This is a genomic window from Rhodoblastus acidophilus (assembly GCF_900187365.1).
Lineage (GTDB): Bacteria > Pseudomonadota > Alphaproteobacteria > Rhizobiales > Beijerinckiaceae > Rhodoblastus > Rhodoblastus acidophilus.
Map to the genome: position 1 here is coordinate 555,182 of NZ_FYDG01000001.1, position 23,216 is coordinate 578,397.

Here is a 23,216-nt window from a genome sequence, read left to right on the forward strand (position 1 = left end):
TTAGGCGCGCGGCTCCACGCGTGAGTCGCTTGGCGCGCGGTTTCCGTCGCGCCGCCAGAGAAACCCAGAAAGCGCTGGCGATCCGGCGCTTCCGAGTCGTTGACGTCCGAAGCCTTGCGAGCGTCTGAATCCATATGAACGCAACGAACGCCAGTCAGACTAGCCTGCAGGCCGAGCAAAAGGCCCATGAGCCGTCGATGGAGGATATCCTCGCCTCCATCCGCAAAATCATCGCCGACGATGACGCCCTGCCGCTCAGCCGGCGCGCCAGCCTCCAGCCCGAACCGCCCCCCGCTGCGCCCGCCCAGGCGGAACAGCCGGCGCAACAGCCGGTCGCCGCGCCCTCCCCGCCTCCGGTCGCCGCGGAGCGGTCGGCGCCTAGCCCGGCCATGGCGGCGCCGGCTCGTTTTCAGGGGCGTTCCGAATCGCCGCTGCGGCCGCCGCCGCTTCCCAATCTGCGCGAACTCGCGCTGCGGCTCGACGACGTTCCCGGCCCCCTCGCGCCAACGACCGCCACGCCGCCGCCCGACTTGCGGCCGTCGCTCGATGACCATTTCGCCGAAGGCGGCGACCTTCCGCTTGAGTCGTTCACGCCCGCCGTGGAGCCGCCGAAGGCGGAGGCGCGGCCCGAACCGGCCGCTGCGCCCATCGTCGCGCCCGATCCCGCGCCGCAACCGGCCGCCCCCTCCGTCAGCTTCGAGACGGGCGGGATGAACATGCCGCCGCTGTCGTTCCGCGCAAGCGTGCCGCCGCCGATCGGTCTCGCGCCGGTTCGCGTCGTCCCGGCCGAAAGCGCTCCTGTCGCGGCGCCCGGATTGGTGGCGCGAATCTCGGAAGCGTCCGCCGCCGAAGCCGCCAAGTCGGCTCCCGTTTCGCCGTCCCCGCTCGCGCCGGCGCGGTCCGCCGCGCCCCCGCCGGCCCGCCTCGACTGGGTCGAACCGGCGATGCTGTCGGGGCCGAGCGAAGCCAAGGTCGGCGCCGCCTTTGAGGCCCTGGCCGAATCGGCGCTGCTGCGCGACCCCGAGATGGTCGAGCGCCTGACGCGCGAAATCCTGCGCCCGATGATCAAGACCTGGCTCGACGACAATCTGCCCAATGTGGTGGAGCGTCTGGTGCGGGCCGAGATCGAGCGCGTGGCGCGCGGCCCCAAAGGGTGAAGCGCCCCGCCGCGTCTCGCGGCAGTTTTTAGAACCGTTCAAATTTTTCGCTATTCATTTCGCCGCCCGCCCGGCCGCTGTTAGCTTGAGTTCCGCAAGACCTTGTTTCGCGGATGGAAGCGATGGAGACTTTTGGCGGCGATAAATCCCGGGCGCGCATCGCCTATGACTGGCGCGGCGGCCCGCTGGCGCGGATGATCCGGCAGCGTTTGCACACGGCGGGCCTGCGCCCGACCCGGCAGCGCATCAGTCTGGCCGGCCTGCTGTTCGTGGCCGGCGACCGCCATGTGACGGCCGAGCAACTGCACAGCGAGGCGCGGGCGCTCGACATGCCGCTGTCGCTGGCGACGGTTTACAACACCCTCCGGCAATTCGTCGGCGCCGGCCTGATTCGCGAAATCGCCGTCTATGGCTCGACGGTCTGGTACGACACCGACACCGGGCCGCACTCCCATTATTTTGACACCCGCCGCCAGCGCCTCGAAGACATTCCCGAGGACGTGACCCGCGACCTGCGCGTCGTCGCGCCGCCCGGCTATCGCATCGTCGGCGTCGACGTGATCGTGCGCCTTTGCGACGAAGAACCCCTTCAGTAACAACAAATGAAAGTCAGACCCATGTGCGACATCGCCCGCGAAAGAGACCGAATCGACGCCATGATCGTCGAAGCGATCGCGCCCTTCCGCTATCTGGACAGCGCCGGCGAGGCCTTGCTGGTGGATCTCGCCTGCGCCTCGCTGAGCATGGAGTTTCTCGATTTCGTCGCGCCCTGGGCGATCCGGGCTCGGTGCGAACGGGTGGTCGCCGGATTGCTGCGCGCCCACCGCGCGCGGCAAGAAAAACGGCAAGAGCAGGCTTGCGTTGTGATGCCCGCGGAGTGACCGCGTCGTTTGCGGCGATGAATCCGTTGACTTGCGCGTCCCCGTCGGTTTTTGTGCGGCCCACGCCAAAATCCGAGCCGGTCCGCCAAAATGATGGAAAAAACATTCGATCCCGCCGCCGTTGAAAGCCGCATCGCGGCGGAATGGGAGCGCGTCGGCGCCTTCCGCGCCGGCCGCGCGGACAGGGCCGGCGCGAAAACCTTCACAATCGTGATTCCGCCGCCCAACGTCACCGGCTCGCTGCACATGGGCCATGCGCTCAACAATACGCTGCAGGACATTCTGTGCCGGTTCGAGCGCATGCGCGGCCGCGACGTGCTGTGGCAGCCTGGCACCGATCACGCCGGCATCGCCACGCAAATGGTGGTGGAGCGCCGTCTCGCCGCCGCCAAGGAGCCTGATCGCCGTACGCTCGGGCGCGAGAAATTCCTGGAGAAAGTCTGGACGTGGAAGGCGGAATCCGGCGGCGCCATCGTCAACCAGCTCAAGCGCCTCGGCGCTTCCTGCGACTGGTCGCGCGAGCGTTTCACCATGGACGCCGGCTCGTCCAAGGCGGTGCTCAAGGCGTTTGTCGAGCTTTATCGCGCCGGCCTGATCTACAAGGACAAGCGCCTCGTCAACTGGGACCCGAAGCTGCTGACCGCCGTCTCCGACATCGAGGTGGTGGCGCAGACCGTCAAGGGACATCTCTACCATTTCAAATATCCGCTGGCCGACGAGAACGGCCGCGCCACCGAAGAATATATCGTGGTGGCGACCACCCGGCCGGAGACGCTGCTGGGCGACGCCGCCGTCGCCGTGCATCCCGACGATGAGCGCTACGCCCATCTGCAGGGCCGCAAGGTGGTGCTGCCGCTGGTCGGGCGCCTGATTCCCATCGTCGCCGACGAATATTCCGACCCAGAGAAGGGTTCGGGCGCGGTGAAGATCACCCCGGCGCACGATTTCAACGATTTCGAGGTCGGCGCCCGCCATGGCCTGCCGCTGATCAACATTCTCGACGCCGAAGCGCGGATTCTGGTGCGCGAGAACGAGGCGTTCCTTCAGGGCGTGATCGAGAACGACGATCTCGCGGAGACGCTGGAGAGCCTGCACGGCCTCACCCGCGAGGAGGCGCGCAAGGCGGTGCTGGCGGCCATGGACGCGCGCGGCCTGGTGGCGACCGTTGAGTCGCATGAGCATCAGGTGCCGCACGGCGACCGCTCCGGCGTGGTGATCGAGCCGTGGCTCACCGACCAATGGTATGTCGACGCCAAAGCCCTGGCCGTGGAAGCCCTCGCCGCCGTGCGCAAGGGCGACACGGTTTTCGTGCCGAAGAACTGGGAAAAGACCTATTTCGACTGGTTGGAGAACATCCAGCCCTGGTGCATTTCGCGGCAATTGTGGTGGGGGCACCAGATCCCCGCGTGGTATGCGCCCTGGGGCTCGGTCTATGTCGCCGAGACCGAGGAGGAAGCGCTGGCCGACGCCCTCGCCGATGCGGTCAAGCGTGGGATTTACAGCGATTCCGAGGCCGACGCGCTCGCCAGCGACGCCGAGAAGTCGGCGGGCCTGCTCACCCGCGACGAGGACGTGCTCGACACCTGGTTCTCCTCGGGCCTGTGGCCGATGTCCACGCTGGGTTGGCCGGACGAGCCGAACGATCTGGCGCAGCGCTATTCCACCGATGTGCTGGTGACCGGCTTCGACATCATCTTCTTCTGGGTCGCCCGGATGATGATGTTCGGACTGCACTTCATGAAGAAGGTCCCGTTCAAGACCGTCTATCTCCACGCGCTGGTGCGCGACGAGAAGGGCGCGAAAATGTCGAAGTCGAAGGGGAACGTCATCGACCCCCTGCAACTGATCGACAGCTATGGCGCGGACGCGCTGCGGTTTACGCTGGCGGCGATGGCGGCGCAGGGCCGCGACATTAAGCTCGCCACCAGCCGCGTCGAGGGCTATCGCAATTTCGCGACCAAGCTGTGGAACGCCGCGCGCTTCGCCGAGATGAACCAGTGCTTCGCGCGGCCGGGCTTCGACGCGATGCGGGTCAACGAGACGCTGAACAAATGGATTCTCGGCGAGACGGCGCGCGCCGTGGCCGAGGTCGAAGCGGCGCTCGTCGCCTATCGCTTCAACGACGCCGCGCAGGCCGCCTATCGCTTCGTCTGGAACATTCTGTGCGACTGGCATCTTGAGCTGGCCAAGCCGCTGCTGCAGGGCGAGGACGGCCCGGCCAAGCAGGAGACGCGCGAGACCATCGCCTTCGTGCTCGACCAGAGCGCGAAACTGCTGCATCCGTTCATGCCCTTCATCACCGAGGAGCTGTGGGCCATCGCCGGCGAGCGCAACCCGCGCGAGAGCGTGCTGGCGCTGACGCTTTGGCCCGATCTCAAGGGGCTGGAGAACGCCCAGGCCGAGGCCGAAATCGGCCGCGTGGTCGATCTGGTGTCGCAGGTGCGCTCGGTGCGCGCCGAAATGAACGTGCCCGCCGCCGCGCAGATTCCGCTGGTTCTGGTCGCCGCCTCCGAGACCGACCAGGCCCATGCGCGGCGCTGGGAGGAGACGCTCAAGCGGCTGGCGCGGCTGTCGGAGATTTCGTTCGCCGACGCGGCGCCGGCGCAGGCGGTGCAGGTGGTGTCGCGCGGCACCGTGCTGGCGCTGCCGCTGGCGGGCGTGATCGACTTCGCCGCCGAGCGCGCGCGGCTGCAAAAAGCCATCGCCGCCGAGCACAAGGAGATCGGCAAGATCGACGCCAAGCTCGGCAACGCCGATTTCCTGCGCCGCGCGCCGGAAGAGGTGGTCGAGGAGAACCAGGAGCGCCGGGCCGACGCCGTGGCGCGCGTCGAGAAGATGCAGGCCGCGCTCAAACTGCTGGGCTGAGGGCGCTGCCGCATCAGGTGGCAAAGGCGGGGCCGCGCAACAGCCGCAGCGCGGCCTCGTCGAGCGCTTCGACGCGGAGGCTGGCCTTGAACAGATAATCGAACGCGCTGGCCTCGCAGGCGGCCGGCGCCAGTTCGGCGCGTCGAGTCCAAAGAGCAGAATGAACGGCCGGTTCAGCAGCCGACGCCTCGGGCGGCGCCAAACGACAACCCGACCGCCCAGCAGCAGGCCCACCGGCAGCAGAGAGACGTCCTCCTCGTCGTCATCGACGATCAGGACGTTGGCCTGCGGGCGCATCTCCTTCAATTCCCACAGCGCGCCGCTTCGACAAGCATCGAGCGGAGCCACCCGCAGATCCCCAATGATTGTTATTATTTTTAAATTAGGTTAATGTAGAATTAGACTACGGAATTCCGCACTTATACTTACGCTAGGTCAAGCATCTGCCGCCAACTCGTGAATTCGGGAGGGGTTAAGGCAATGAATGCGCAATCTCTTCCGCCCCACACGCCAGAGGCGACGGAGCCTCATCCGGCGCAAGACCCGCAGACGCCGCGAGACGACACGCCGCATCAGCCGCCCCACGGACCGTCCAGCGACGCGCCAGACCTTGCGACGCCAGACCTTGCGACTCCGGGCTTGGCGACTCCCGGCTTGGCGACGCCGGGCTTGGCGCCTTGGGCTGCGAGCCTCGCGCGCGCGCTCGTCCGCTCGCGCGCCGAGCTGCCGTCCTGGTTCTGCATCGCCGCCGGCCTCGCCGCCGCCTGCGCCGGCTGGGCGGCGCATCTGGCGCTTTTCGGCGTTTCGCGGCAAACGCCATTCATCACCTTCATTCCAGCCGTCAGCCTTGCCGCCCTGGCCGGCCCGCCGGCGATGGGAACGACGGCGGCGGCGGCCTCGGCCCTGATCGTGCTGAGCGCCGTCGCGCCCGTCCAGAGCGGCCGCGACGTGGCCGCGCTGGCCCTGTTCGTCTTGAACTCGGCCCTGACCGTGGGGCTGACGGAACTGCTCGCGCGCGTCTGGGCGGTGTCGCTGGCGCAAACGACCCGCGCGCATGTGCTTGAGCAGCTGAAGTCGGCCATTGTGGATTCCTCCGACGACGCGATCATCACCAAAACGCTCGACGGCCGCATCACCAGCTGGAATCCCGCGGCGGAGCGCATCCTCGGCTATCGCGCCGAGGACATTGTCGGGCGGCCGGTGACGCTGCTGTTCCCGCCGCTGCGGATCGCCGAGGAAAGCGCCATTCTGGCGCAAGTGCGCGCCAGCGCGCGCGCCACGCATTATCGCACCCAGCGCATGACCAAGGACGGACGGACGCTCGACGTGGCGCTGACCATTTCGCCGCTGCGCGACGCCGACGGCCGCGTGATCGGCGCCTCGAAAATCCTGCGCGACGTCACGGAGCAAACGCGCAACGAGCACGCCCTGCGCGTGAGCGAGGCGCGGCTGCGTTTCGCGCTGGAGGGGGCGCGCGCCGCCACATGGCAATGGGACTGCCAGACCATGACCTCGTCCTGGGACCCGCATTTCTTCGCCCTGCACGGTCTCCACCCCGCCCGCGACCTGCCCTCCTTCGGCAATTGGCTGGCCAGCCTGCTGGAGGACGATCGCGACCAGGCGGAACGGGCGGTGCGCGCCGCGCTGGCACCGGGCGCGGCTGACTACCACAGCGAATACCGGGTGCCCGCCCCCGGCGGCGGCCTGCGCTGGATCGAGATTTTCGGCCGCGTCGAGCGCGACCCCATGGGCGCGCCCTTGCGCATGTCGGGCATTTCGCTGGATGTGACGGAGCGCCATGCCGCATGGGAGGCGGCCGAGGCGGCCAACCGCGACCTCGCCCGCGCCAATGACAGCCTCAAGCGCTACGCCTATATCGCGGCCCATGACCTGCAAGAGCCGTTGCGCAAAATCCAGCAGTTCTCCGATCTGCTCGCGACGGAATGCGCGGGCGACATCAGCGACCAAGCGGCCTATTGCCTTGAGGTGATGCGCCAGTCGGCCGGGCGTCTGCGCGTCCTGATCAACAAGCTGCTGACATTCTCCGAGGCCGCCAACCGTCCGCTGTCCACGGCGCCGTTCGACCTCAACGCGGTGATGGAGCGTGTGGTCAAGACCTGCGCCGCCGCCATCGAGGAAAGCGGGGCCGCGATCACGATCGGGACGCTGCCGACGCTGCGCGGCGACGAGACCCTGGTCGAGCAGGTGTTCGTCAATCTGCTCACCAATGCGATCAAATATCGCCGCCCCGGCGCGGCGCCCGAAATCGCCCTCACCGCCGTCGCGGAGGGCGGCGGCGTGCTCTTGCGTTTTTCCGACAATGGCGTGGGAATCGCCGAGGAGGACCAGGCGCGCGTGTTCGAGCCGTTCGTCCGCTTGCGCGGGACGAACGGGGTCAAGGGCGCGGGCGTCGGTCTGGCCATCTGCGCCGCGATCTGCGAACGGCACGGGTGGCGCATCACGCTGGAGAGCCAACCGGGCGCGGGGACCGCGTTCCGCCTCGCCATTCCGGACGCGGAGCAGGCCTGTTCCGGGGCCGGCGCCTCGCCCGCCTCGAACCCGGAGCGGCGCTTCGATCAGGCGATTTAGCGCAAGCTTTACTATTTCCGTTGGCGCCGCATTCACCTTTCACAATTACGCTTCAACGCTCTGGCCGCAATGCTGCGGCGCCTTCCGCGCTTCATGTCAGAAGCTCATGATTGCGGCGCCCTCCTCGGGACGTCGTCTGGCATGGTGGCGACGCGATGAAGCAGCTCTGGCGCAGGTTGAGGAATTGGCGCGCGGCGCGCCACGCGGACGCCGTGATGATCGAGGGTTTATTCGCGACGGAAATGGCCGGCGTCGCGGAGACGGACCTCCGCACCGGCAAGTTCACGCGCGTCAACGCCCGCATGTGCGCCATGCTCGGCCGCAGCGAGGCGGAGGTTCTGACCCTGGGGCCGGCCGATGTGCAGCCCCCCGAAGACGTCGCGCATATCATGCCGGAATTCGTCCGAAGCATGACCGAAAAGGGCCGCTGGGAAGGCGAAGTGCGCCACGTCCTGCCGGACGGCGAGATCGTCTGGGCGCGGCTCAACGCCATCGTGGTCGCGCGCGACGCGACGGGCGCGCCCCTGCGCGGCGTCGCCGTTCTGCTCGACACGACCGAGGCCCGCCGCGCCGACGCCAAGGTCCGCGAGCAGGCGGACCTGCTGAGAATGGGCCAGGCGATCGGCCGCATCGCCACCCTGCGCCGCGACGTCGCCTCGGGGCTGATCCACGCCGACGCCGCCGGCCGCAAGGTTCTCGCCCTGCCCGACGGCGACGCGCCGATTCGGACCGAGGACTGGCTCGAAACCATTCTGCCGGAAGACCGCGACCGCGTCGCCCGGCGGCTGCGCAAGGCTTTTGACAACAACGAGCCGGGCGTCAGCCTGGATTACCGCACCCTGTGTCCGCGCACCGGCCGGCTGCGCTACATCGAACTGCGCGCCCGCTACAGTTTCGGGCCGGACGGCAAGGCGACGACCTCCATCGGGGTCGGCATCGACGTGACCGAACGCCGCGAGGCGGAGCAACGCCTGACGCACGCCGCCAACCACGACGCCCTCACCGGCCTGCCCAATCGCGCGCTGTTCCGCACGCGGCTGGAGGAGGCGCTGGCGCGGGCGCGGCGCGGAATCCGCTTCGCCCTGCTTTGCCTCGATCTCGACCGTTTCAAGGAGGTCAACGACACGCTGGGCCATCCGGTCGGCGACCGGTTGCTGGTGGCGGCCGCCGCCCGGCTGCGCGCCGAATTGCGCGAGACCGACACGCTGGCCCGGCTCGGGGGCGACGAATTCGCCATCATCCAGTGCTGCCTGCTCGATCCGCAGGAGGCCTCGTCGCTGGCCCGGCGCGTCATCAACATCCTGTCGGCGCCGTTCGAGATCGACGGCCAGAAGATCGTGGTCGGCGTCAGCATCGGCATCGCCCTCTCGCCGGAGGACAGCGGCGAGGCCGAGAGCCTGCTCAGCGCCGCCGACATGGCGCTCTATGGCGCCAAAGCGGACGGGCGCGGCGTCTGGCGCTATTTCGAGCCGGCGATGAACCGCCGCCTGCAGGAGCGCCGCCTGCTCGAACTGGACATGCGCCGCGCCCTCGCCGAGGGGCAGTTCGAATTGTTCTACCAGCCGATCATGGATGTGGAAACGCGCCGGGTGAAGACGTTTGAGGCGCTGCTGCGCTGGCGCCATCCCGAGCGCGGGCTGCTCGCGCCCGATCTGTTCATCCCGGTCGCCGAGGAGATCGGACTGATCGTGGAGCTTGGCGAATGGGTGTTGCGGCGGGCCTGCGCCGACGCCACGCGCTGGCCGCCCGGCGTCGGGCTCGCCGTGAATTTCTCGCCGGTGCAGTTCCAGTCGCGCCATCTGGTGGCGCAGATCGCCGGCGCGCTGTGCGACACCGGCCTGAGCCCCGGCCGGCTGGAGATCGAGATCACGGAAAACGTGTTGATCAAGGACAAGGAGGCCACGCTGGCCATCCTGCAGAGCTTGAAGGCGCTGGGGGTGCGCATCGCCATGGACGATTTCGGCACGGGCTATTCGTCGTTGAGCTATCTGCAGGCGTTTCCGTTCGACAAGGTGAAGATCGACCGCAGCTTCACCTGCGAACTCGACCAGTCGCGCAAGAGCAACGCCATCATCAAGGCCGTGGCCAGCATGTGCGACGGGCTCGACATGACCGTGGTGGCGGAGGGCGTGGAAACCGAGGGGCAGTTCGAGGCGTTGCAGCGCGAAGGCTGCAGCGAGGCGCAGGGTTTTTTGTTCAGCCGCCCCGTCGCCGCCGACGCCCTGCCCGCACTGCTCTGCGCCCTGAACGGCGCGCCGTGGACCCAGGCGGCGGAATAGGCGCCGGCTTCGCCCGTTTGGCGGGCGCGAGGAATCTGTGTCTGCTGCGCAACAAGACGGGTTCAAACGCGTTTCCCTTCGTTATTGCGCGGGCTTCGCCGCGATTCAGCCATAAACTGGACGCTAGCTCAGGCTAGTTTTTAACGTGACGGGCCCGGCCCCCAAGGGGGGGCGGACGACCCCGAGAGGAAACAGGCGATGGCCGCGTATCGGCGTGTTTTTCTGGCTGCTGCTGCAGGCGCCTTTATCACGGCCGCGCTATCGCCCGCCGGGCTGGCGTTCGACGGCCCCGAGACATCCGCGCTCGCCGCCGCCAAGCCCTTGCAAATGTTCAAGGACCCCCATCAGGCGCTGCAATCGGCGCTTGAAAGCTATCGCTCGGGCAACCCCGCCTCGTCGGTCGAGGCGCTGAAATACGCCGCCGCCGGCGGAGAGGCGCTGGCGCAGTGGAAGCTCGGCCGAATGTATGCGGACGGCGACGGCGTGCCCCGCGACGATTACAAAGCTTACCAATATTTTCAGGGCATTGTCGACAATTATGACGAGGACACCGCCAACTGGCGTGAGAAGTCGGTGGTCGCCAGCGCCTTTGTCGCGGTCGGCCTGTTCAACCTGAAGGGCATTTCCGGCAACCGGCTGCAAGCCGACGCGGAGGCGGCCCAGCGCCTGTTCATGTACGCCGCCACGCATTTCTCCGATTCCAACGCGCAGTATCAACTGGCTCGGCTCTATCTCGACGGCGCGGCCGGCGTGCCGAGGAATCACATGCAGGCGGCGCGCTGGCTCAATCTCGCGGCCGAGAAGAACCATGTCGAATCGCAGGCGCTGCTCGGCCAGCTGCTGTTTTCCGGCGACGGCGTTCCGGCGCAACGCGCGCGCGGCCTGATGTGGATGACGCTCGCCCGCGAAGGCGCCGGCGGCAAGACGCAGGACTGGATCCGGGCGCAATACGAGCAGGCGATCCATGCCGCCAACGACGCCGACCGACAGGCCGCGCTGGTCTATCTGGAAGACCATCTGAAGCGCCGCTACTGAGAGCGGCGCGACGTCCAGCCCTCACAAGCCTTGCGACAATCCTGTTGAAACGCGGGCGCGCCCGTCGCGTCGCTCTTGCGCGCGCGGACGTCGGCGCGCGCAACCCGCGAGCGCCGTCGCCGGCTCGCGCCGAGCCAACAAAAAACCCGCCGTTTCCGGCGGGTTTTCAACGGGCGTTCCAGCCGGCTCAGAACAAGCCGGGGATGAACTGTCCGGTGGTGCGGAAGCGGTAAGCCACTCCCAGACCATAGGTCCACTGGTTGCGGTCGCCATTGCCGGGGCTATACGCCAGCGGGCTGTCGGCGACGCTGCCGGTCAGGCGCTGGTAATTGGCGAAGGCGGTGGCGCGCCAGTCGTTGTTGACTTCGTAGCGCAGCGCCGTGGTGGCGCCCAGCGCCGTCAGGCCGCCGGTCGCGTCGTAACGGTAAAGCTTGCCGCCCAGCGCGTTGTTGGCCACGGCGTCGTTCTGCGACACGCTGAAATAGGACTTGGCGTATTTGTCGTTGCCGAAATAGAAGCGCGGGCCGGCCGACAGGGTGAAGCCGCGCCAGCTCTGCCAGACGTCGCCGCCGACCGTGGCGACCAGACCGTCATGTCCGGTCACCGCCTGACGCAATTCCACGCGCAGCCGCGACCAGGACGTCGGGGTGATTTCGCCGAAGCCGCCGAGCTCCAGGCTGTAGGGCACGTAGCGCAGGCCCCGGAGCGCATTGTTGTCGCGGCTGGAGCGGTCGCCGACCAGACGGCCGACCGCGCCAAACCGGAACAGGTCGTCGCTGTAGAAAGAGAAGTTGAATCCGTCGTCTGGCGTGCTGAACGGCGCCTTTTCGCCGACGCGGCGCAGGCTGATTCCGGGGATGCCGGAGAAATCGTAGCGGCGGGCGCCCGGATAGGACGGACCGAAGCTGACCTGGCCGGAAACGGTGACGAACCAGTCCTCAAGCGCTGGCGCGGGAGTGACCGGCGCCTTGGAGGACGGCAAATCCGCCGCCTGGGCCGCGCATGCGGCGCCTGTCGCCAACAGGCAGAGGATATTTCGAGCAGCGAATTTCAAAACGGAATCTCCTGATTCCTTCGGTTGTAACAGTGGACCACGGCAGTGAACAGTCGCCGGCCGGCTCGCGTGGAGGGATTGTCGCACGCGTCGTTTTCTTGCAACAGTGCCGGAACGTCCAGCGGAATGGAAATCTCGTGTTCAAGCCGGCAAGCTGGCCCCGCCTCGCGGCGCGCGGGCTGATTCGCTTCTATCAGCTGACCTTGTCCGGCCTGATCGGACGGCAGTGCCGCTATCTGCCGACCTGCTCGGCCTATATGGACGAGGCGCTCGACCGCCATGGCCTTTGGGCGGGCGGCTGGATGGGCCTGTCGCGCCTGTGCCGCTGCCATCCCTGGGGCGATTCCGGCTTTGATCCGGTCCCGAAAACCGTTTCGCCCGGCGCCGATCCGCTACGCCCCTGGCGCTACGGTCATTGGCGCCGCAAACCCGTGTGCGAATCGGTCCCGCCGGAGACCTAATCGCGCGCCATCAACTGCACGGCCAGCGCGTAAAGCCGCATCCGCGCGGGCTCGTCGAGGTTGGCCAGCGTCTCCAGATAAGCGACGCCGTTGCGGCAGGCCTGATCGTCGGGAATGGGGGTGGCCGGCGCCTTGCCGTCGAGCAGCAGGGCGATGGCGTCGGCGGACAGGCCCTTGGCGCGCAACGCCTTTTCCAGCAGGTCGAAATCGGCCTGGGTCGGGGGCTGGCGCTGAATGGCGGCGCGGCCGCCATCGTCGATCGCCTCAAGCCCGGCGAGCGCCTGATTGGCCATCAGCGGCCGATGGCTCGCCGCGAACTGGGTCAAGCTTTGCGCGGCGGCGCCGTTGAGAAAATCGAGGCACAGGGCGGAATCGCCGGCGGCGAGCTGGCGCGCCACCGCCAGCTGGCTGGCGAACAGCCGGTCGAGCGCCGGGGCGCCGGCGCGGGCGGCGACCAGCCCGCTCTTGACCCGCGCCGCCTGCACCGCGAGGCTCATCAGCAGATCGACGCCCTCGGGCTTGCGCAATCCGTCGTCGGCTGCGGCGTCGCGCAGGGCCTGGGTCCATTCGGCGGGGAAAGACGCGCGCATGCGGTCGAAAAAGCCGCGATAATCCGGCGTCTCGCGCAATTTTTCGGCCCAGGCGCTTTCCAGATCCGATTCCGGCGGCGGCGAGGGCTCCAGCGCGACCGGCTGGGTGGTCACCGGCTTGACCGCAAGCGGCGGCGAGGCCGGCGCCGCCTCGGCGGCGGGTTTCGCCTCGGGCGCGGCTTCGCGCGCCGGCTGCGGCTGATCCGGCTGCTTCTGTGTCGGCGCTGCCGACCGTCCCGGCAGTTCCGGCGACAGAATCACCACGCCGGCGGCCGCCGTCACCAGCGCCGCCAAGGCGAAAAATCCAAGCTGAACCTGTTTGAGATAACGACGCACTGAACCCGAACCCGAACCCGAACGTGATCGTCCGATTTTCGCGCGTCCCAGGCGGGCGCGTCAATCCGGCTGGCATGTTTGCGGAAGATTCATATGATCGACCTATCGCTGAACCGCCGCCCCGCGCGGTCGGCGCGTGCTGAAAGGGTCTCGATGCTTCCCCAACTTGCGGCCAAGGCGCAGGCGTCCGGCGTGGAGACTGCGCTGCGCTGGCACGCCAACGAAACCGTGTCGATGACCATGCGCCAGGGCGTGCTGCTCGCCAACCAGCGCGCGCGCAGCAGCGGGATTTCCGCGCGGGTATTCCGCAACGGCGCCTTTGGCTTCGCCGCCCTGCCCGACGATTCCGCCGACGCCCTCGACCGGGCTTTGCGGCGCGCCGCCGAAAACGCCGAACTCGCGCCGCGCGCCGGGGCGCAGCCGCTGGCGCCCGCCGCGCCCGGACGCGGCCTGTTCGATTATCGCCGCACTGACGCCCGAAAATTCACCGCCGCCGAGCGGGTCGAGCTGTTCCGCACGCTCGACGCCGCCATCGCCGCCAAATATCCCGATCTCGTCACCCGCGACCTCAACCTGACGCTGTTCTGCAGCGAAAAGGCGCTGGCGACCTCCGGCGGAGCCGAGACCTTTTCCGCCGTCCCGCGCGTGATCTTCCATGTCAGCCTCGCGCTGGAGGCGAAGGACGGCATCGTCGATCTCTATGACGCGATGGGCGGCTTCGGCGAAATCGAGGACCATCTCGCCGACGTCGATAGTTTGCTGGCGCGCATCGACGCGCTTTATGACGATCTCAGGCGCAAGGCCGAAGGGGCGTTCTGCGAGGCGGGACCGCAGGACGTCGTGCTGGATTCCAATGTCGCCGGCATTCTCGCCCATGAAGCCGTCGGCCATACCTGCGAAGCCGATCTGGTGCTGGCCGGCTCGATCGCCGGCGACCGGCTCGGCCAACGCGTCGCCAGCGAGAAGATTACGCTGGGCGATTTCGGCGGGCGCGGGCCGGACGGGCGGTCGAGCTTCGCCATCCATGTCGATGACGAGGGCACGCCCTGCGCCGATACGCTGCTGATCGAGAAGGGCGTGCTGAAGACATTCATGCACAATCGCGACACGGCGCAGCGGCTGGGCGCCGCACCCGCCGGCAACGCCCGCGCCTTCGCCTTTTCCGACGAGCCGCTGATCCGCATGCGCAACACCTGCATCCTGCCGGGCGACGATCCGCTCGACGACATGATCGGCGCCATCGAGCATGGCTATTATTTCCGCCGCGCCACCAACGGACAGGCGGATCTGACCGGGGAATTCATGTTCGGCGTCAATTGCGGCCGGGAAATCCGCAATGGCAAGCTCGGGCGCGCGCTCCGCGACACCACCATTTCCGGGGTCGCCTTCGACATGCTGAAAAGCGTGACCCATGTCGGCCCGACGCTGTCGTGGTCGCCGTCGGGCTGGTGCGGCAAGAAACAGCCGATCACCGTGGGCATGGGCGGCCCCGCGATCAAATGCCGGGTGCATGTGGGGGGACGCTCATGAGCGCGCCGCAGGATTTGGCCGCCGAGGCGGTGGCGCGGGCGAAAAAAGCGGGGGCCGACGAGGCGCAAGCCGCCGCCGCGCGCACGAGCTATTTCGAGATCGATTATTCCAGCCGCCGCGCCAGTTTGGCGCGCAGCGTGGACAGCCTGCGCATCGACCTGACCGTGTTTCGCGCGGGCAAGCGCGGTTCGGCCAGCCTGACCGGCGCGCGCGGCGCCGATCTCGACGAAGCCGTCGCCGCCGCCCTCGCCGCCGCCGAGGCCGGCGTTCCCGACCCGGCCAATGGCGTCGCCGAAGGTTTCGATTCGCTGGCGACCGATTATGGCCCCGAGCGCCCAGACCGGGCGGCCATGTCGGCGGCCATGACGGAATTCGGCGCGGCCCTCGCGGAGCAGCATCCAAAAATCGTCACCGACGGCGCGCTCTACGCCTTCACCGACGCCGAAACCGGCTTCGCCAATTCGCGCGGCCTGCGCCATGTCACCCGGCGCGGCGTCCATTCGTTCGGGCTGATGTTTGCGGCGCGCGACGCTGGCCGGACCACTTCGTTCAATCACACGGGATGGCAGCGTTTCGAGCCTTGCGCCGACCTGCTGGCGTCGGGTTCGCTGCGCCGGCTGCTCGACGAGGCCGCGCTTTCGCTCGACACCAAACCGGCGCCGCAAAAATTCGTCGGCGACCTGATCCTGACCCCGGATGCGGCGGACACGCTGATCGGCCCGCTGGCCGGGGCGCTTTCGGGCCATGCGCTGTTCGCGGGCACCTCGCCGTTCAAGGACAAGCGCGGCGCGTTGGTGGCGCCTCCCTGCTTCTCGCTGCTCAACCGCCCGCGCGGCGCGACCTTCGCGGGCGGCGCCGATTTCGATTCCTACGGCGCGCCGACGCAGGATCTCGACGTGATCCGCGGCGGCGTGCTGAACGAATTCCTGGTGGATTTCTTCATGGCGCGCAAACTTGAGCGGCCCCAGACCGCCGGCGCGCAGAATTTCGTCGTGCCGGGCGGCGACAAGGCCCTGTCCGACATCGTCGCGGGGGTGAAGCGTGGCGTTCTGCTGGCGCGTTTTTCCGGTGGAATTCCCAACAGCGCGCTCGATTTCGCCGGGGTGGCGAAGAACTCGTTTTATATCGAGGATGGCGAGATCCGCGGCGCGCTGTCGGAAACCATGGTCAGCGGCAATTTGCAGGAGTTGTTGCGCCAGATTTACGCGGTTTCGCGCGAGACGGTTGATTTCGGCTCCTGCCGCTATCCCTACATCGCCACATCCGGCGCGCTGATTTCGCCCGCGCCGTAACGCAAAGTCGCCGGGAAGCCAGCGCCCTCCTGTACATCTAGATAAATTCGAATATGATGATCTCAGCAAGACGGCGAAACCGCCGCGGCTGGGAGGGAAACATGGCTGAGATCGTGATCATGGGCGCCGGGCTGGGCGGCGTCATCATGGCTTATGAGATGAAGGACCAGATGCGGCCGGAAGACCGGCTGACCGTGGTCACGCGCGACCCAATCTATCATTTTGTGCCGTCCAACCCCTGGGTGGCCGTAGGCTGGCGCACGCGGGAATCGGTCGAGATCGACCTCGCCCCGACCTTCTCGCGGCGCGGCATCCATTTCAAGGCCGTGCCGGTCTCCGGTCTTGACCCCGAGGCCAAGCGGATCGATCTTGAGGACGGCTCCTCGCTCGCCTACGATTATTTGATCATCGCCACCGGCCCGGAACTCGCCTTCGACGAGGTGGCGGGGCTGGGGCCGGAGGGATTCACCCATTCGGTCTGCCACATCGACCATGCCGAGCAGGCCGGCGCCGGGTTCGAGGAATTCTGCAAGAACCCGAGGCCGGTGATCGTGGGGGCGGCGCCGGGCGCCTCCTGCTTCGGCCCGGCTTACGAATTCACCTTCATTCTCGAAACCGAGCTGCGCCGTCGCAAGATCCGCGATCAGGTTCCGATGACCTATGTGACGCCTGAACCCTATGTCGGCCATCTCGGACTCGACGGGGTCGGCGACACCAAGACGCTGCTCGAAAGCGAATTGCGCGAAAAACACATCAAATGGATCGCCAGCGCCCGCATCGCCAAAGTGGACGACGGCAAGATGACGGTTGAGGAGGTCGCCGACGACGGCGCGGTGCGGAAGACGCATGAACTGCCGTTCGGCTATGCGATGATCCTGCCGGCGTTTCGCGGAATCAAGCCGCTGCGCGGCATTGACGGGCTGGTCAATCCGCGCGGTTTCGTGCTGGTGGACAAGCACCAGCAGAACGCGAAATATCCCGAAATCTTCGCGGTAGGCGTCTGCGTCGCCATCCCGCCGATGGACCCGACGCCGGTGCCGTGCGGCGTGCCGAAAACCGGCTTCATGATCGAGAGCATGGTGAGCGCCACCGCCCGCAACATCGGCGAGATCCTGCGCGGCGGCAAGGCCAAATTCCAGGGAACCTGGAACGCGGTCTGCCTCGCCGATTTCGGCGACAGCGGCGTCGCCTTCATCGCCCAGCCGCAGATTCCGCCGCGCAATGTCAACTGGTCAGCCTCGGGCCGCTGGGTCCACGCCGCGAAAATCGGCTTTGAGAAATATTTCATCCGCAAGATGCGCAAGGGCGAGAGCGAGCCTTTTTATGAATCGGCGGCGCTCAACATGCTCGGCGTCGGCAAGCTCAAGACCGTCACGCAGGACTGACCAGCGAAAGGAAAGAGAATGATCCACCGTCGTCTGATGCTTCATCTGACCGGCCTCGGCCTGCTCGCGCTGACCGGCGCCGGCGCGGCGCGCGCGCAGGTCGACGTCAAGGCCATTCTCGACGATCCCGAGGCGCCGGTCGGCGGCGATCCCAAAGGCGATGTCACCATCGTCGCCTTTCTCGATTACAATTGCCCGTTCTGCAAAAAGGCCACGCCGGAACTCGACGCCATGGCGCGGCGCGACGGCCATGTGCGGCTGGTTTACAAGGATTGGCCGATTCTGTCGCAGACCTCCGTCCATGGCGCCAAGCTGGCGCTGGCGGCGGGCTATCAGGGGCGTTACGGCGCGGCCCATGCGGCGCTGATGGCGATGTCCGGCCGGCGCCGCGCCGAGGACGACATGACGCAAGCGGTCGCCGCCGCCGGCGTGGACATGACGCGCCTGCAGGCCGATCTCGACGCCCATGACGCCGAGATCACCGCTCTGCTGAAACGCAACGGCGAGCAGGCCGAGGCGCTCGGCCTGCAGGGAACGCCGGTGTTCCTGGTCGGTCCCTACAAGATCGCGCAGCCGCTCGACCGCGACGGCTTCGCCAAAGTGGTGGCGCAGGTGCGCGCGGGCGCCCGGCGCTAGCGGGAGTCTGGTCAAGCCGGGCGCGCTCTGGCAAGTTCGGCGCGCCGACCCAAGTTGAGGGCGAGCCCGGAGCCGATGACCCCAGACCCACGCGCCCTTCTCCGACGCATGTTCGACGCGGCCATCGCCGCCGCGCAGCCGATGCGGCGCCTGCCGCCCTTTCTGCCGGAAGCGCCGAAGGGCCGCCTGATCGTGCTGGGTGCGGGCAAGGCTTCGGCGGAAATGGCGCGGGCGGTGGAGGCGCATTGGCCCGGCGAATTGTCCGGCCTGGTGGTCACGCGCTACGGCTACGCCGCCCCCTGCGCGCGCATAAAAATCGTCGAAGCCGCGCATCCCGTGCCCGACGCGGCCGGCGTCGCGGCCGCGCGTCGCATCGCGGAGATCGCCGCCGCCGCCGGTCCTGAAGACGTCGTATTGTGCCTGCTGTCGGGCGGCGGCTCCGCCTTGATGGCCCTGCCCGCGCCGGGCCTGACGCTGGACGACAAGCAGGCGGTCAACCGCGCCCTGCTGGCGTGCGGCGCCAGCATTTCCGAGATCAATTGCGTGCGGCGCCATCTCTCGGCCATCAAGGGCGGCCGCCTCGCGGCGATGGCGTCTCCGGCCAAGGTCGTGTCGCTGCTGATTTCCGACGTGCCCGGCGACGCGCCCGGCGACATCGCCTCGGGGCCGACGGTCGCCGACGCCACCACCTGCGCCGATGCGCGCGACATTCTCCAACGCTATGGCGTCGAGGCGCCCGCCGCCGTGTGGGAGTTGCTGGAGAGCGGGCGCGGCGAATCCGTCAAGCCTGGGGATCCCCGTCTCGCCGCCAACCAAACCCACCTGATCGCCACGCCGCAAATGGCGCTGGAGGCCGCAGCAACGGTCGGCCGCGACGCGGGCCTGCCGGTTCACATTCTTGGCGACGCGCTGGAGGGCGAGGCGCGCGACGTCGGCGCGGCGCTGGCCGGAATCGCGCGTCAGGTGGCGCGGCGCGGCCAGCCGTTCGAGGCGCCGTGCATCCTGCTGTCGGGCGGCGAGACCACCGTGACCGTGCGCGGCCGGGGGCGCGGCGGGCGCAATGTCGAATTCCTGCTGGCGCTCGGCCTCGCCCTCAACGGCGTCGACCGGGTCTGGGCGCTGGCCGGCGACACCGATGGCGTCGATGGCGTGGAGGAGATCGCCGGCGCGATCCTGACGCCCGACACGCTCGCGCGCGCCTGGAGCGCCGGGATCAATCCGAAACAGGCGCTGGCTGACAATGACGGCCACGGCTTCTTCGCCGCGCTGGGCGACAGCGTGGTCACCGGGCCGACGCTGACCAATGTCAACGATTTCCGCGCCATTTTCATTGGCGCGCCGGATGGCGCCTGACGCGATTGGTTGACGCGGCGGCCGGAACACTCCAAACAGGCCGGCAGGAACGAAAAATGCCCCGCCGCTCGCCCTTGTTCCCGCTGGGAACAAGATGACCACGCCCCCCGCCTCCCCGATGCTCGCCCTCGCACAGCGATGGGGCGCGCTCGCCGGCCTCGCCGTCGCCCTGACCGCGCTGCTGGCCCATTTCGGCATCCCCGCCGCCTTTCTGATCGGCCCGATGATCGCCGCCATCGCGCTGGCGTCGCGCGGCCTGACGCTGGCCATGCCCAAGCCGGTTTCGGCGGTCGCCGAAGCCGTGGTCGGCTGCATGATCGTCGGCTTCATGCCGGCCGATTTCTTCCGCGCCTTGCTGGAGCGCTGGCCCGTGTTCAGCCTGGGCGTGCTGTTCGTGCTCGCGGCCAGCAGCCTGCTCGGCTTCCTGCTGATGCGGCTGCGCATCCTGCCCAATTCCACCGTGGTCTGGGGCCTCAGCCCCGGCGGGGCCACGGTGATGACCGTGCTGGCCGACCATCACGGCGCCGACGCCCAACTCGTCGCCTTCATGCAATATACGCGCGTGCTGGTGATCACCCTTTCCGCCGCCGCCTTCGCGCATTTGCGCGCGGCCGGGGCGCCGGTTGTGGAGGCGGCGGCGCCCGCCGCGCCCGATCTCTGGACCTGCCTGCCCGCGCTCGCCGTGGTGGCGCTTGCGGTCGGCCTGATGCGGATGCGGCGATTGGTCGGCGGCCCCATCGTGCTCGCGCTCGCCGCCGCCGCGCTGCTCAAGCAGGGTTTTGGCGCGCCCATCGCCCTGCCGCCCTGGCTGTTCGCCTGCGCCTATGCGGCGATCGGCGCGCGGATCGGCCTGCGTTTTACCCGCGCGCTGCTGCTGCACGCGCTGCGCAGCCTGCCTGCCGTGCTCGCCGCCACGCTGGCGCTGATCGCGCTCTGCGCCGGACTCGGACAGGCGCTGGTCGCCTTTTGCGGACTGGATCCGTTGACGGCCTATCTCGCCACCAGCCCCGGCGGCGCGGATTCGATTTCGATCATCGCCGCGGGCAGTCCGGTCGACCGCTCGTTCGTCGTCACCATGCAGACGCTGCGCCTGTTCGCGGTGCTGCTGCTCGGCCCAGCGGCGGCGCGGTTCGTGGCGACGCGCTCGCGGGCGCCTTGAGGGCGCTTGCCATCTCGCCTTCTGAGGCGAAATTGGCTAGCTTCCCGCCATGACCCGGAAGAAAGATCTCGAAGCCGCCCGCGCGGAGCACAAAAGCCTGGGCGAGGCTCTGGCGGATTACGACAGCGCATATTATCAGGACGACGCGCCGAAAATCCCCGACGCGGAATATGACGCCCTGCGCCGGCGCTATGAAGCGCTGGAGACGGAATTTCCCGAGCTATCCGGCGCGGATTCGCTGACGCAGAAAGTGGGCGCGGCGCCAGCGGAGAAATTCGCCAAGGTCGCGCACGCCGTTCCCATGCTGTCGCTCGGCAATATTTTCGCCGACGCCGACCTGTTCGAATTCGTGGCGCGGGTGAAGCGGTTTCTCGGAACCGACGCCGACATCGCCTTCACCGCCGAGCCGAAGATCGACGGCCTGTCCTGCTCGCTGCGTTATGAACAAGGCAAGCTGGTGCGCGCCGCCACGCGCGGCGACGGCGCGGTGGGCGAGGACGTCACCGCCAATGTCCTGACCATCGCCGATGTGCCGCACCGCCTCGACGGCGCCCCGGACGTGCTGGACGTGCGCGGCGAGGTCTATATGAGCAAGGCGGATTTTTCCGCGCTCAACGCCCGGCAGGCCGAGGCGGGCGACAAGATTTTCGCCAATCCGCGCAACGCCGCCGCCGGTTCGCTGCGCCAGCTCGATTCCTCGATCACCGCGCGGCGGCCGTTAAAATTCTTCGCCTATGCCTGGGGCGAAGCCTCCGCGCTGCCCGCCGCGACGCAGGAAGGCATGATCGCTTTTTTCGCCGCGCGCGGCTTTCCCACCAATCCGCTCACCCTGCTGTGCAATACGCCGGAACAGATGCTGGCGCATTTCCGCACTATTGAGGCGCAGCGCGCGACGCTCGACTATGACATCGACGGCGTGGTGTACAAGGTCAACGATCTCGGGCTGCAGGGGCGTCTCGGCTTCGTGGCGCGCGCGCCGCGCTGGGCGGTGGCGCACAAATTCCCGGCCGAACAGGCGACCACGGAACTGCTCGACATCGACATCCAGGTCGGCCGCACCGGCGCGCTGACGCCGGTGGCGAAACTGAAGCCGGTGACGGTCGGCGGCGTGGTGGTCTCCAACGCCACCCTGCACAACGAGGATGAAATCGCGCGCAAGGACATTCGCATCGGCGACACCGTGAAAGTGCAGCGCGCCGGCGACGTCATTCCGCAAATCGTTTCAGTGGTGGCGCATGCGGAGGGGTCGCAGCCTTATGTCATGCGCGAAACCTGCCCCGCCTGCGGCTCGGCGGCTCTGCGCGAGATCGACCCGAAAACCGGCGAGACCGACGCGGTCCGGCGCTGCACCGGCAGCCTCGCCTGCCCGGCCCAAGCGATTGAAAAGCTGCGGCATTTCTGCTCCCGCAACGCGTTCGACATCGAGGGCCTCGGCGACAAGCAGATCGCGTTCTTCTTCGAAAAGGGCCTAATCCAGACGCCGGCCGATATTTTCACCTTGGAGGAGCGCGACCGCGATCCATCCAATCTGAAGAAGATCGAGAACTACGAAGGTTTCGGCAAAGTCTCGACCAGAAAACTGTTCGCCGCCATCGCGGCGCGAAAACAGATGGTTCTCAACCGTTTCATCTTCGCGCTAGGCATCCGCCATGTCGGCGAGACCAACGCCATCCGCTTCGCCCGCGCCTTCGAATCGTTCGCGGCGTTCCGCGATACGGCGCGCAGGGCGGCGCCGGGAACGCCGGAGCGCGATCATCTCAACGCCATCGACGGGATCGGCGATGTGGTGGCCGAGGCGGTGGCGGATTTCTTCATCGAGCCGCACAATGAGGCGGCGCTCGACGCCTTGCTGGCGCAAGTGACGCCGGTTCCGATGCAGGCGGTCAAGAGCGATTCGCCGGTCGCGGGCAAGACCGTGGTGTTCACGGGATCGCTGGTGAAGATGACGCGCGACGAGGCCAAGGCGCTGGCGGAGCGATTGGGGGCCAAAGTGTCCGGCTCGATCTCGAAAAAGACCGACCTGCTGGTCGCCGGGGCCGACGCCGGCTCGAAACTCGCCAAGGCGCGCGACCTCGGGGTCGAGACCATCGACGAGGACGGCTGGCTGCGACTCGCTGGGGCGCCCGACGTCTGAGGTGGACAGGCGCCGCCGGCGCTCCTATGTGAAGGCTCACAATGATCAGCGACGTCTATTCCACCAAAATACTCGAACTTGCGGCCAACATCCCGCATCTCGGCCGCCTGCCCGCGCCACAGGCGACGGCCAGCGCGCATTCGCGGCTGTGCGGGTCCAGCGTGACGGCCGATCTGTCGCTTGAGGACGGCAAGGTGGCGGCCTTCGCGCAGGATGTGAAGGCGTGTGCGCTCGGCCAGGCCTCTTGCGCCGCCATGGGCCGGCACATTATCGGCGCGACGCCCGAGGAATTGCGCGACTTGCGCGAGACCATGCGCAAGATGCTAAAAGAGAACGGCCCGCCGCCGCAGGGCAAATTCGCCGACGCCGCCGTGCTGGAGGCGGCGCGCGACTACAAGGCGCGTCACGCCTCGATCCTGCTGATCTTCGACGCGGTGGTGAAGGCGCTGGACCAGATTCAGGTCAGCGCCTGAGGGAGCG

General features: G+C 67.9%; 19 protein-coding genes. 16 read left to right on the forward strand and 3 right to left on the reverse strand.

The genetic code is table 11. The annotated features are described in order from the left end of the window. Window positions 1-134 precede the first annotated feature (134 nt). From CFB24_RS02320 to CFB24_RS02335, 4 genes are all read left to right on the forward strand, one after another. Complete coding sequence (locus tag CFB24_RS02320; RefSeq protein WP_088518943.1) at window positions 135-1,157, forward strand: PopZ family protein; 1,023 nt, start codon at window positions 135-137, stop codon at window positions 1,155-1,157. A gap of 122 nt (window positions 1,158-1,279) precedes the next feature. Then, the gene (gene irrA / locus CFB24_RS02325; protein WP_244593126.1) at window positions 1,280-1,753 is read left to right on the forward strand and encodes an iron response transcriptional regulator IrrA; all 474 of its coding nucleotides are present in this window, start codon (window positions 1,280-1,282) and stop codon (window positions 1,751-1,753) included. A 6-nt stretch (window positions 1,754-1,759) separates the two neighbouring features. Continuing rightward, on the forward strand, window positions 1,760-2,038 hold the full coding sequence (locus CFB24_RS02330) for a hypothetical protein (RefSeq protein WP_141098320.1): 279 nt from the start codon (window positions 1,760-1,762) through the stop codon (window positions 2,036-2,038). 90 nt (window positions 2,039-2,128) lie between these two features. Next, window positions 2,129-4,903, forward strand: coding sequence for a valine--tRNA ligase (locus CFB24_RS02335; RefSeq protein WP_088518945.1), 2,775 nt, complete (start codon window positions 2,129-2,131; stop codon window positions 4,901-4,903). A 13-nt stretch (window positions 4,904-4,916) separates the two neighbouring features. On the opposite strand, the gene CFB24_RS02340 is transcribed toward CFB24_RS02335, so the two are convergent. Continuing rightward, a complete protein-coding gene (locus CFB24_RS02340) occupies window positions 4,917-5,105 on the reverse strand; it encodes a hypothetical protein (protein WP_088518946.1) in 189 nt (62 codons plus the stop codon). A gap of 278 nt (window positions 5,106-5,383) precedes the next feature. Here CFB24_RS02340 and CFB24_RS02345 point away from each other — a divergent pair, with 278 nt between their 5' ends. The 3 genes from CFB24_RS02345 (at window position 5,384) to CFB24_RS02355 (ending at window position 10,806) form a co-directional block, all read left to right on the forward strand. Further along, a complete protein-coding gene (locus tag CFB24_RS02345) occupies window positions 5,384-7,492 on the forward strand; it encodes a PAS domain S-box protein (protein ID WP_088518947.1) in 2,109 nt (702 codons plus the stop codon). Window positions 7,493-7,707: 215 nt separating this feature from the next. After that, window positions 7,708-9,771 (forward strand): putative bifunctional diguanylate cyclase/phosphodiesterase, encoded by a 2,064-nt coding sequence (locus CFB24_RS02350; RefSeq protein ID WP_158255155.1) that lies wholly within the window; start codon window positions 7,708-7,710, stop codon window positions 9,769-9,771. A 198-nt stretch (window positions 9,772-9,969) separates the two neighbouring features. Next, a complete protein-coding gene (locus CFB24_RS02355) occupies window positions 9,970-10,806 on the forward strand; it encodes a tetratricopeptide repeat protein (protein WP_088518949.1) in 837 nt (278 codons plus the stop codon). A 187-nt stretch (window positions 10,807-10,993) separates the two neighbouring features. Here the strand turns inward: CFB24_RS02355 and CFB24_RS02360 are convergent, their stop codons facing one another. Further along, window positions 10,994-11,860, reverse strand: coding sequence for a MipA/OmpV family protein (locus CFB24_RS02360; protein ID WP_244593125.1), 867 nt, complete (start codon window positions 11,858-11,860; stop codon window positions 10,994-10,996). A 137-nt stretch (window positions 11,861-11,997) separates the two neighbouring features. On the opposite strand from CFB24_RS02360, the gene yidD reads away from it, so the two are divergent. Next, the gene (gene yidD / locus CFB24_RS23545) at window positions 11,998-12,321 is read left to right on the forward strand and encodes a membrane protein insertion efficiency factor YidD (RefSeq protein ID WP_244593124.1); all 324 of its coding nucleotides are present in this window, start codon (window positions 11,998-12,000) and stop codon (window positions 12,319-12,321) included. Here the strand turns inward: yidD and CFB24_RS02370 are convergent. After that, window positions 12,318-13,247, reverse strand: coding sequence for a hypothetical protein (locus tag CFB24_RS02370; protein ID WP_088518951.1), 930 nt, complete (start codon window positions 13,245-13,247; stop codon window positions 12,318-12,320). The two genes, yidD and CFB24_RS02370, sit on opposite strands and share 4 nt — an antisense overlap. Before the next feature lie 153 nt (window positions 13,248-13,400). Here CFB24_RS02370 and CFB24_RS02375 point away from each other — a divergent pair, with 153 nt between their 5' ends. The 8 genes from CFB24_RS02375 to CFB24_RS02410 all read left to right on the forward strand — a co-directional run bounded on the left by CFB24_RS02375 (window position 13,401) and on the right by CFB24_RS02410 (window position 23,209). Further along, window positions 13,401-14,777 (forward strand): TldD/PmbA family protein, encoded by a 1,377-nt coding sequence (locus CFB24_RS02375; RefSeq protein ID WP_158255153.1) that lies wholly within the window; start codon window positions 13,401-13,403, stop codon window positions 14,775-14,777. Continuing rightward, window positions 14,774-16,069 carry a TldD/PmbA family protein gene (locus CFB24_RS02380; RefSeq protein ID WP_158255152.1) on the forward strand — a complete coding sequence of 432 codons (1,296 nt, stop codon included), beginning with the start codon at window positions 14,774-14,776 and terminating at the stop codon, window positions 16,067-16,069. Before CFB24_RS02375 ends, CFB24_RS02380 begins: the two co-directional genes overlap by 4 nt. A 101-nt stretch (window positions 16,070-16,170) precedes the next feature. Further along, on the forward strand, window positions 16,171-17,454 hold the full coding sequence (locus CFB24_RS02385; protein WP_088519493.1) for an NAD(P)/FAD-dependent oxidoreductase: 1,284 nt from the start codon (window positions 16,171-16,173) through the stop codon (window positions 17,452-17,454). Window positions 17,455-17,472: 18 nt separating this feature from the next. Next, entirely contained in the window at window positions 17,473-18,090 is a 618-nt protein-coding gene (locus CFB24_RS02390; protein ID WP_088518954.1) for a DsbA family protein, read from the forward strand. Window positions 18,091-18,165: 75 nt separating this feature from the next. Further along, window positions 18,166-19,443 carry a glycerate kinase type-2 family protein gene (locus CFB24_RS02395; protein ID WP_088518955.1) on the forward strand — a complete coding sequence of 426 codons (1,278 nt, stop codon included), beginning with the start codon at window positions 18,166-18,168 and terminating at the stop codon, window positions 19,441-19,443. A gap of 94 nt (window positions 19,444-19,537) precedes the next feature. Next, window positions 19,538-20,602 carry an AbrB family transcriptional regulator gene (locus CFB24_RS02400; RefSeq protein ID WP_088518956.1) on the forward strand — a complete coding sequence of 355 codons (1,065 nt, stop codon included), beginning with the start codon at window positions 19,538-19,540 and terminating at the stop codon, window positions 20,600-20,602. A gap of 49 nt (window positions 20,603-20,651) precedes the next feature. Further along, window positions 20,652-22,736 (forward strand): NAD-dependent DNA ligase LigA, encoded by a 2,085-nt coding sequence (gene ligA / locus CFB24_RS02405; protein WP_088518957.1) that lies wholly within the window; start codon window positions 20,652-20,654, stop codon window positions 22,734-22,736. Window positions 22,737-22,777: 41 nt separating this feature from the next. Beyond that, window positions 22,778-23,209 carry an iron-sulfur cluster assembly scaffold protein gene (locus CFB24_RS02410; RefSeq protein WP_088518958.1) on the forward strand — a complete coding sequence of 144 codons (432 nt, stop codon included), beginning with the start codon at window positions 22,778-22,780 and terminating at the stop codon, window positions 23,207-23,209. The last annotated feature ends 7 nt before the right edge of the window (window positions 23,210-23,216 follow it).

What these genes read in the sequence shown, in the direction of transcription:
- CFB24_RS02320 (WP_088518943.1), top strand. Translation starts at nt 135, where the DNA reads ATGAACGCAACGAACGCCAGTCAGACTAGCCTGCAGGCCGAGCAAAAG.
- irrA (WP_244593126.1), top strand. Translation starts at nt 1,280, where the DNA reads ATGGAGACTTTTGGCGGCGATAAATCCCGGGCGCGCATCGCCTATGAC.
- CFB24_RS02330 (WP_141098320.1), top strand. Translation starts at nt 1,760, where the DNA reads ATGAAAGTCAGACCCATGTGCGACATCGCCCGCGAAAGAGACCGAATC.
- CFB24_RS02335 (WP_088518945.1), top strand. Translation starts at nt 2,129, where the DNA reads ATGATGGAAAAAACATTCGATCCCGCCGCCGTTGAAAGCCGCATCGCG.
- CFB24_RS02345 (WP_088518947.1), top strand. Translation starts at nt 5,384, where the DNA reads ATGAATGCGCAATCTCTTCCGCCCCACACGCCAGAGGCGACGGAGCCT.
- CFB24_RS02350 (WP_158255155.1), top strand. Translation starts at nt 7,708, where the DNA reads ATGATCGAGGGTTTATTCGCGACGGAAATGGCCGGCGTCGCGGAGACG.
- CFB24_RS02355 (WP_088518949.1), top strand. Translation starts at nt 9,970, where the DNA reads ATGGCCGCGTATCGGCGTGTTTTTCTGGCTGCTGCTGCAGGCGCCTTT.
- CFB24_RS02375 (WP_158255153.1), top strand. Translation starts at nt 13,401, where the DNA reads ATGCTTCCCCAACTTGCGGCCAAGGCGCAGGCGTCCGGCGTGGAGACT.
- CFB24_RS02380 (WP_158255152.1), top strand. Translation starts at nt 14,774, where the DNA reads ATGAGCGCGCCGCAGGATTTGGCCGCCGAGGCGGTGGCGCGGGCGAAA.
- CFB24_RS02385 (WP_088519493.1), top strand. Translation starts at nt 16,171, where the DNA reads ATGGCTGAGATCGTGATCATGGGCGCCGGGCTGGGCGGCGTCATCATG.
- CFB24_RS02390 (WP_088518954.1), top strand. Translation starts at nt 17,473, where the DNA reads ATGATCCACCGTCGTCTGATGCTTCATCTGACCGGCCTCGGCCTGCTC.
- CFB24_RS02395 (WP_088518955.1), top strand. Translation starts at nt 18,166, where the DNA reads ATGACCCCAGACCCACGCGCCCTTCTCCGACGCATGTTCGACGCGGCC.
- CFB24_RS02400 (WP_088518956.1), top strand. Translation starts at nt 19,538, where the DNA reads ATGACCACGCCCCCCGCCTCCCCGATGCTCGCCCTCGCACAGCGATGG.
- ligA (WP_088518957.1), top strand. Translation starts at nt 20,652, where the DNA reads ATGACCCGGAAGAAAGATCTCGAAGCCGCCCGCGCGGAGCACAAAAGC.
- CFB24_RS02410 (WP_088518958.1), top strand. Translation starts at nt 22,778, where the DNA reads ATGATCAGCGACGTCTATTCCACCAAAATACTCGAACTTGCGGCCAAC.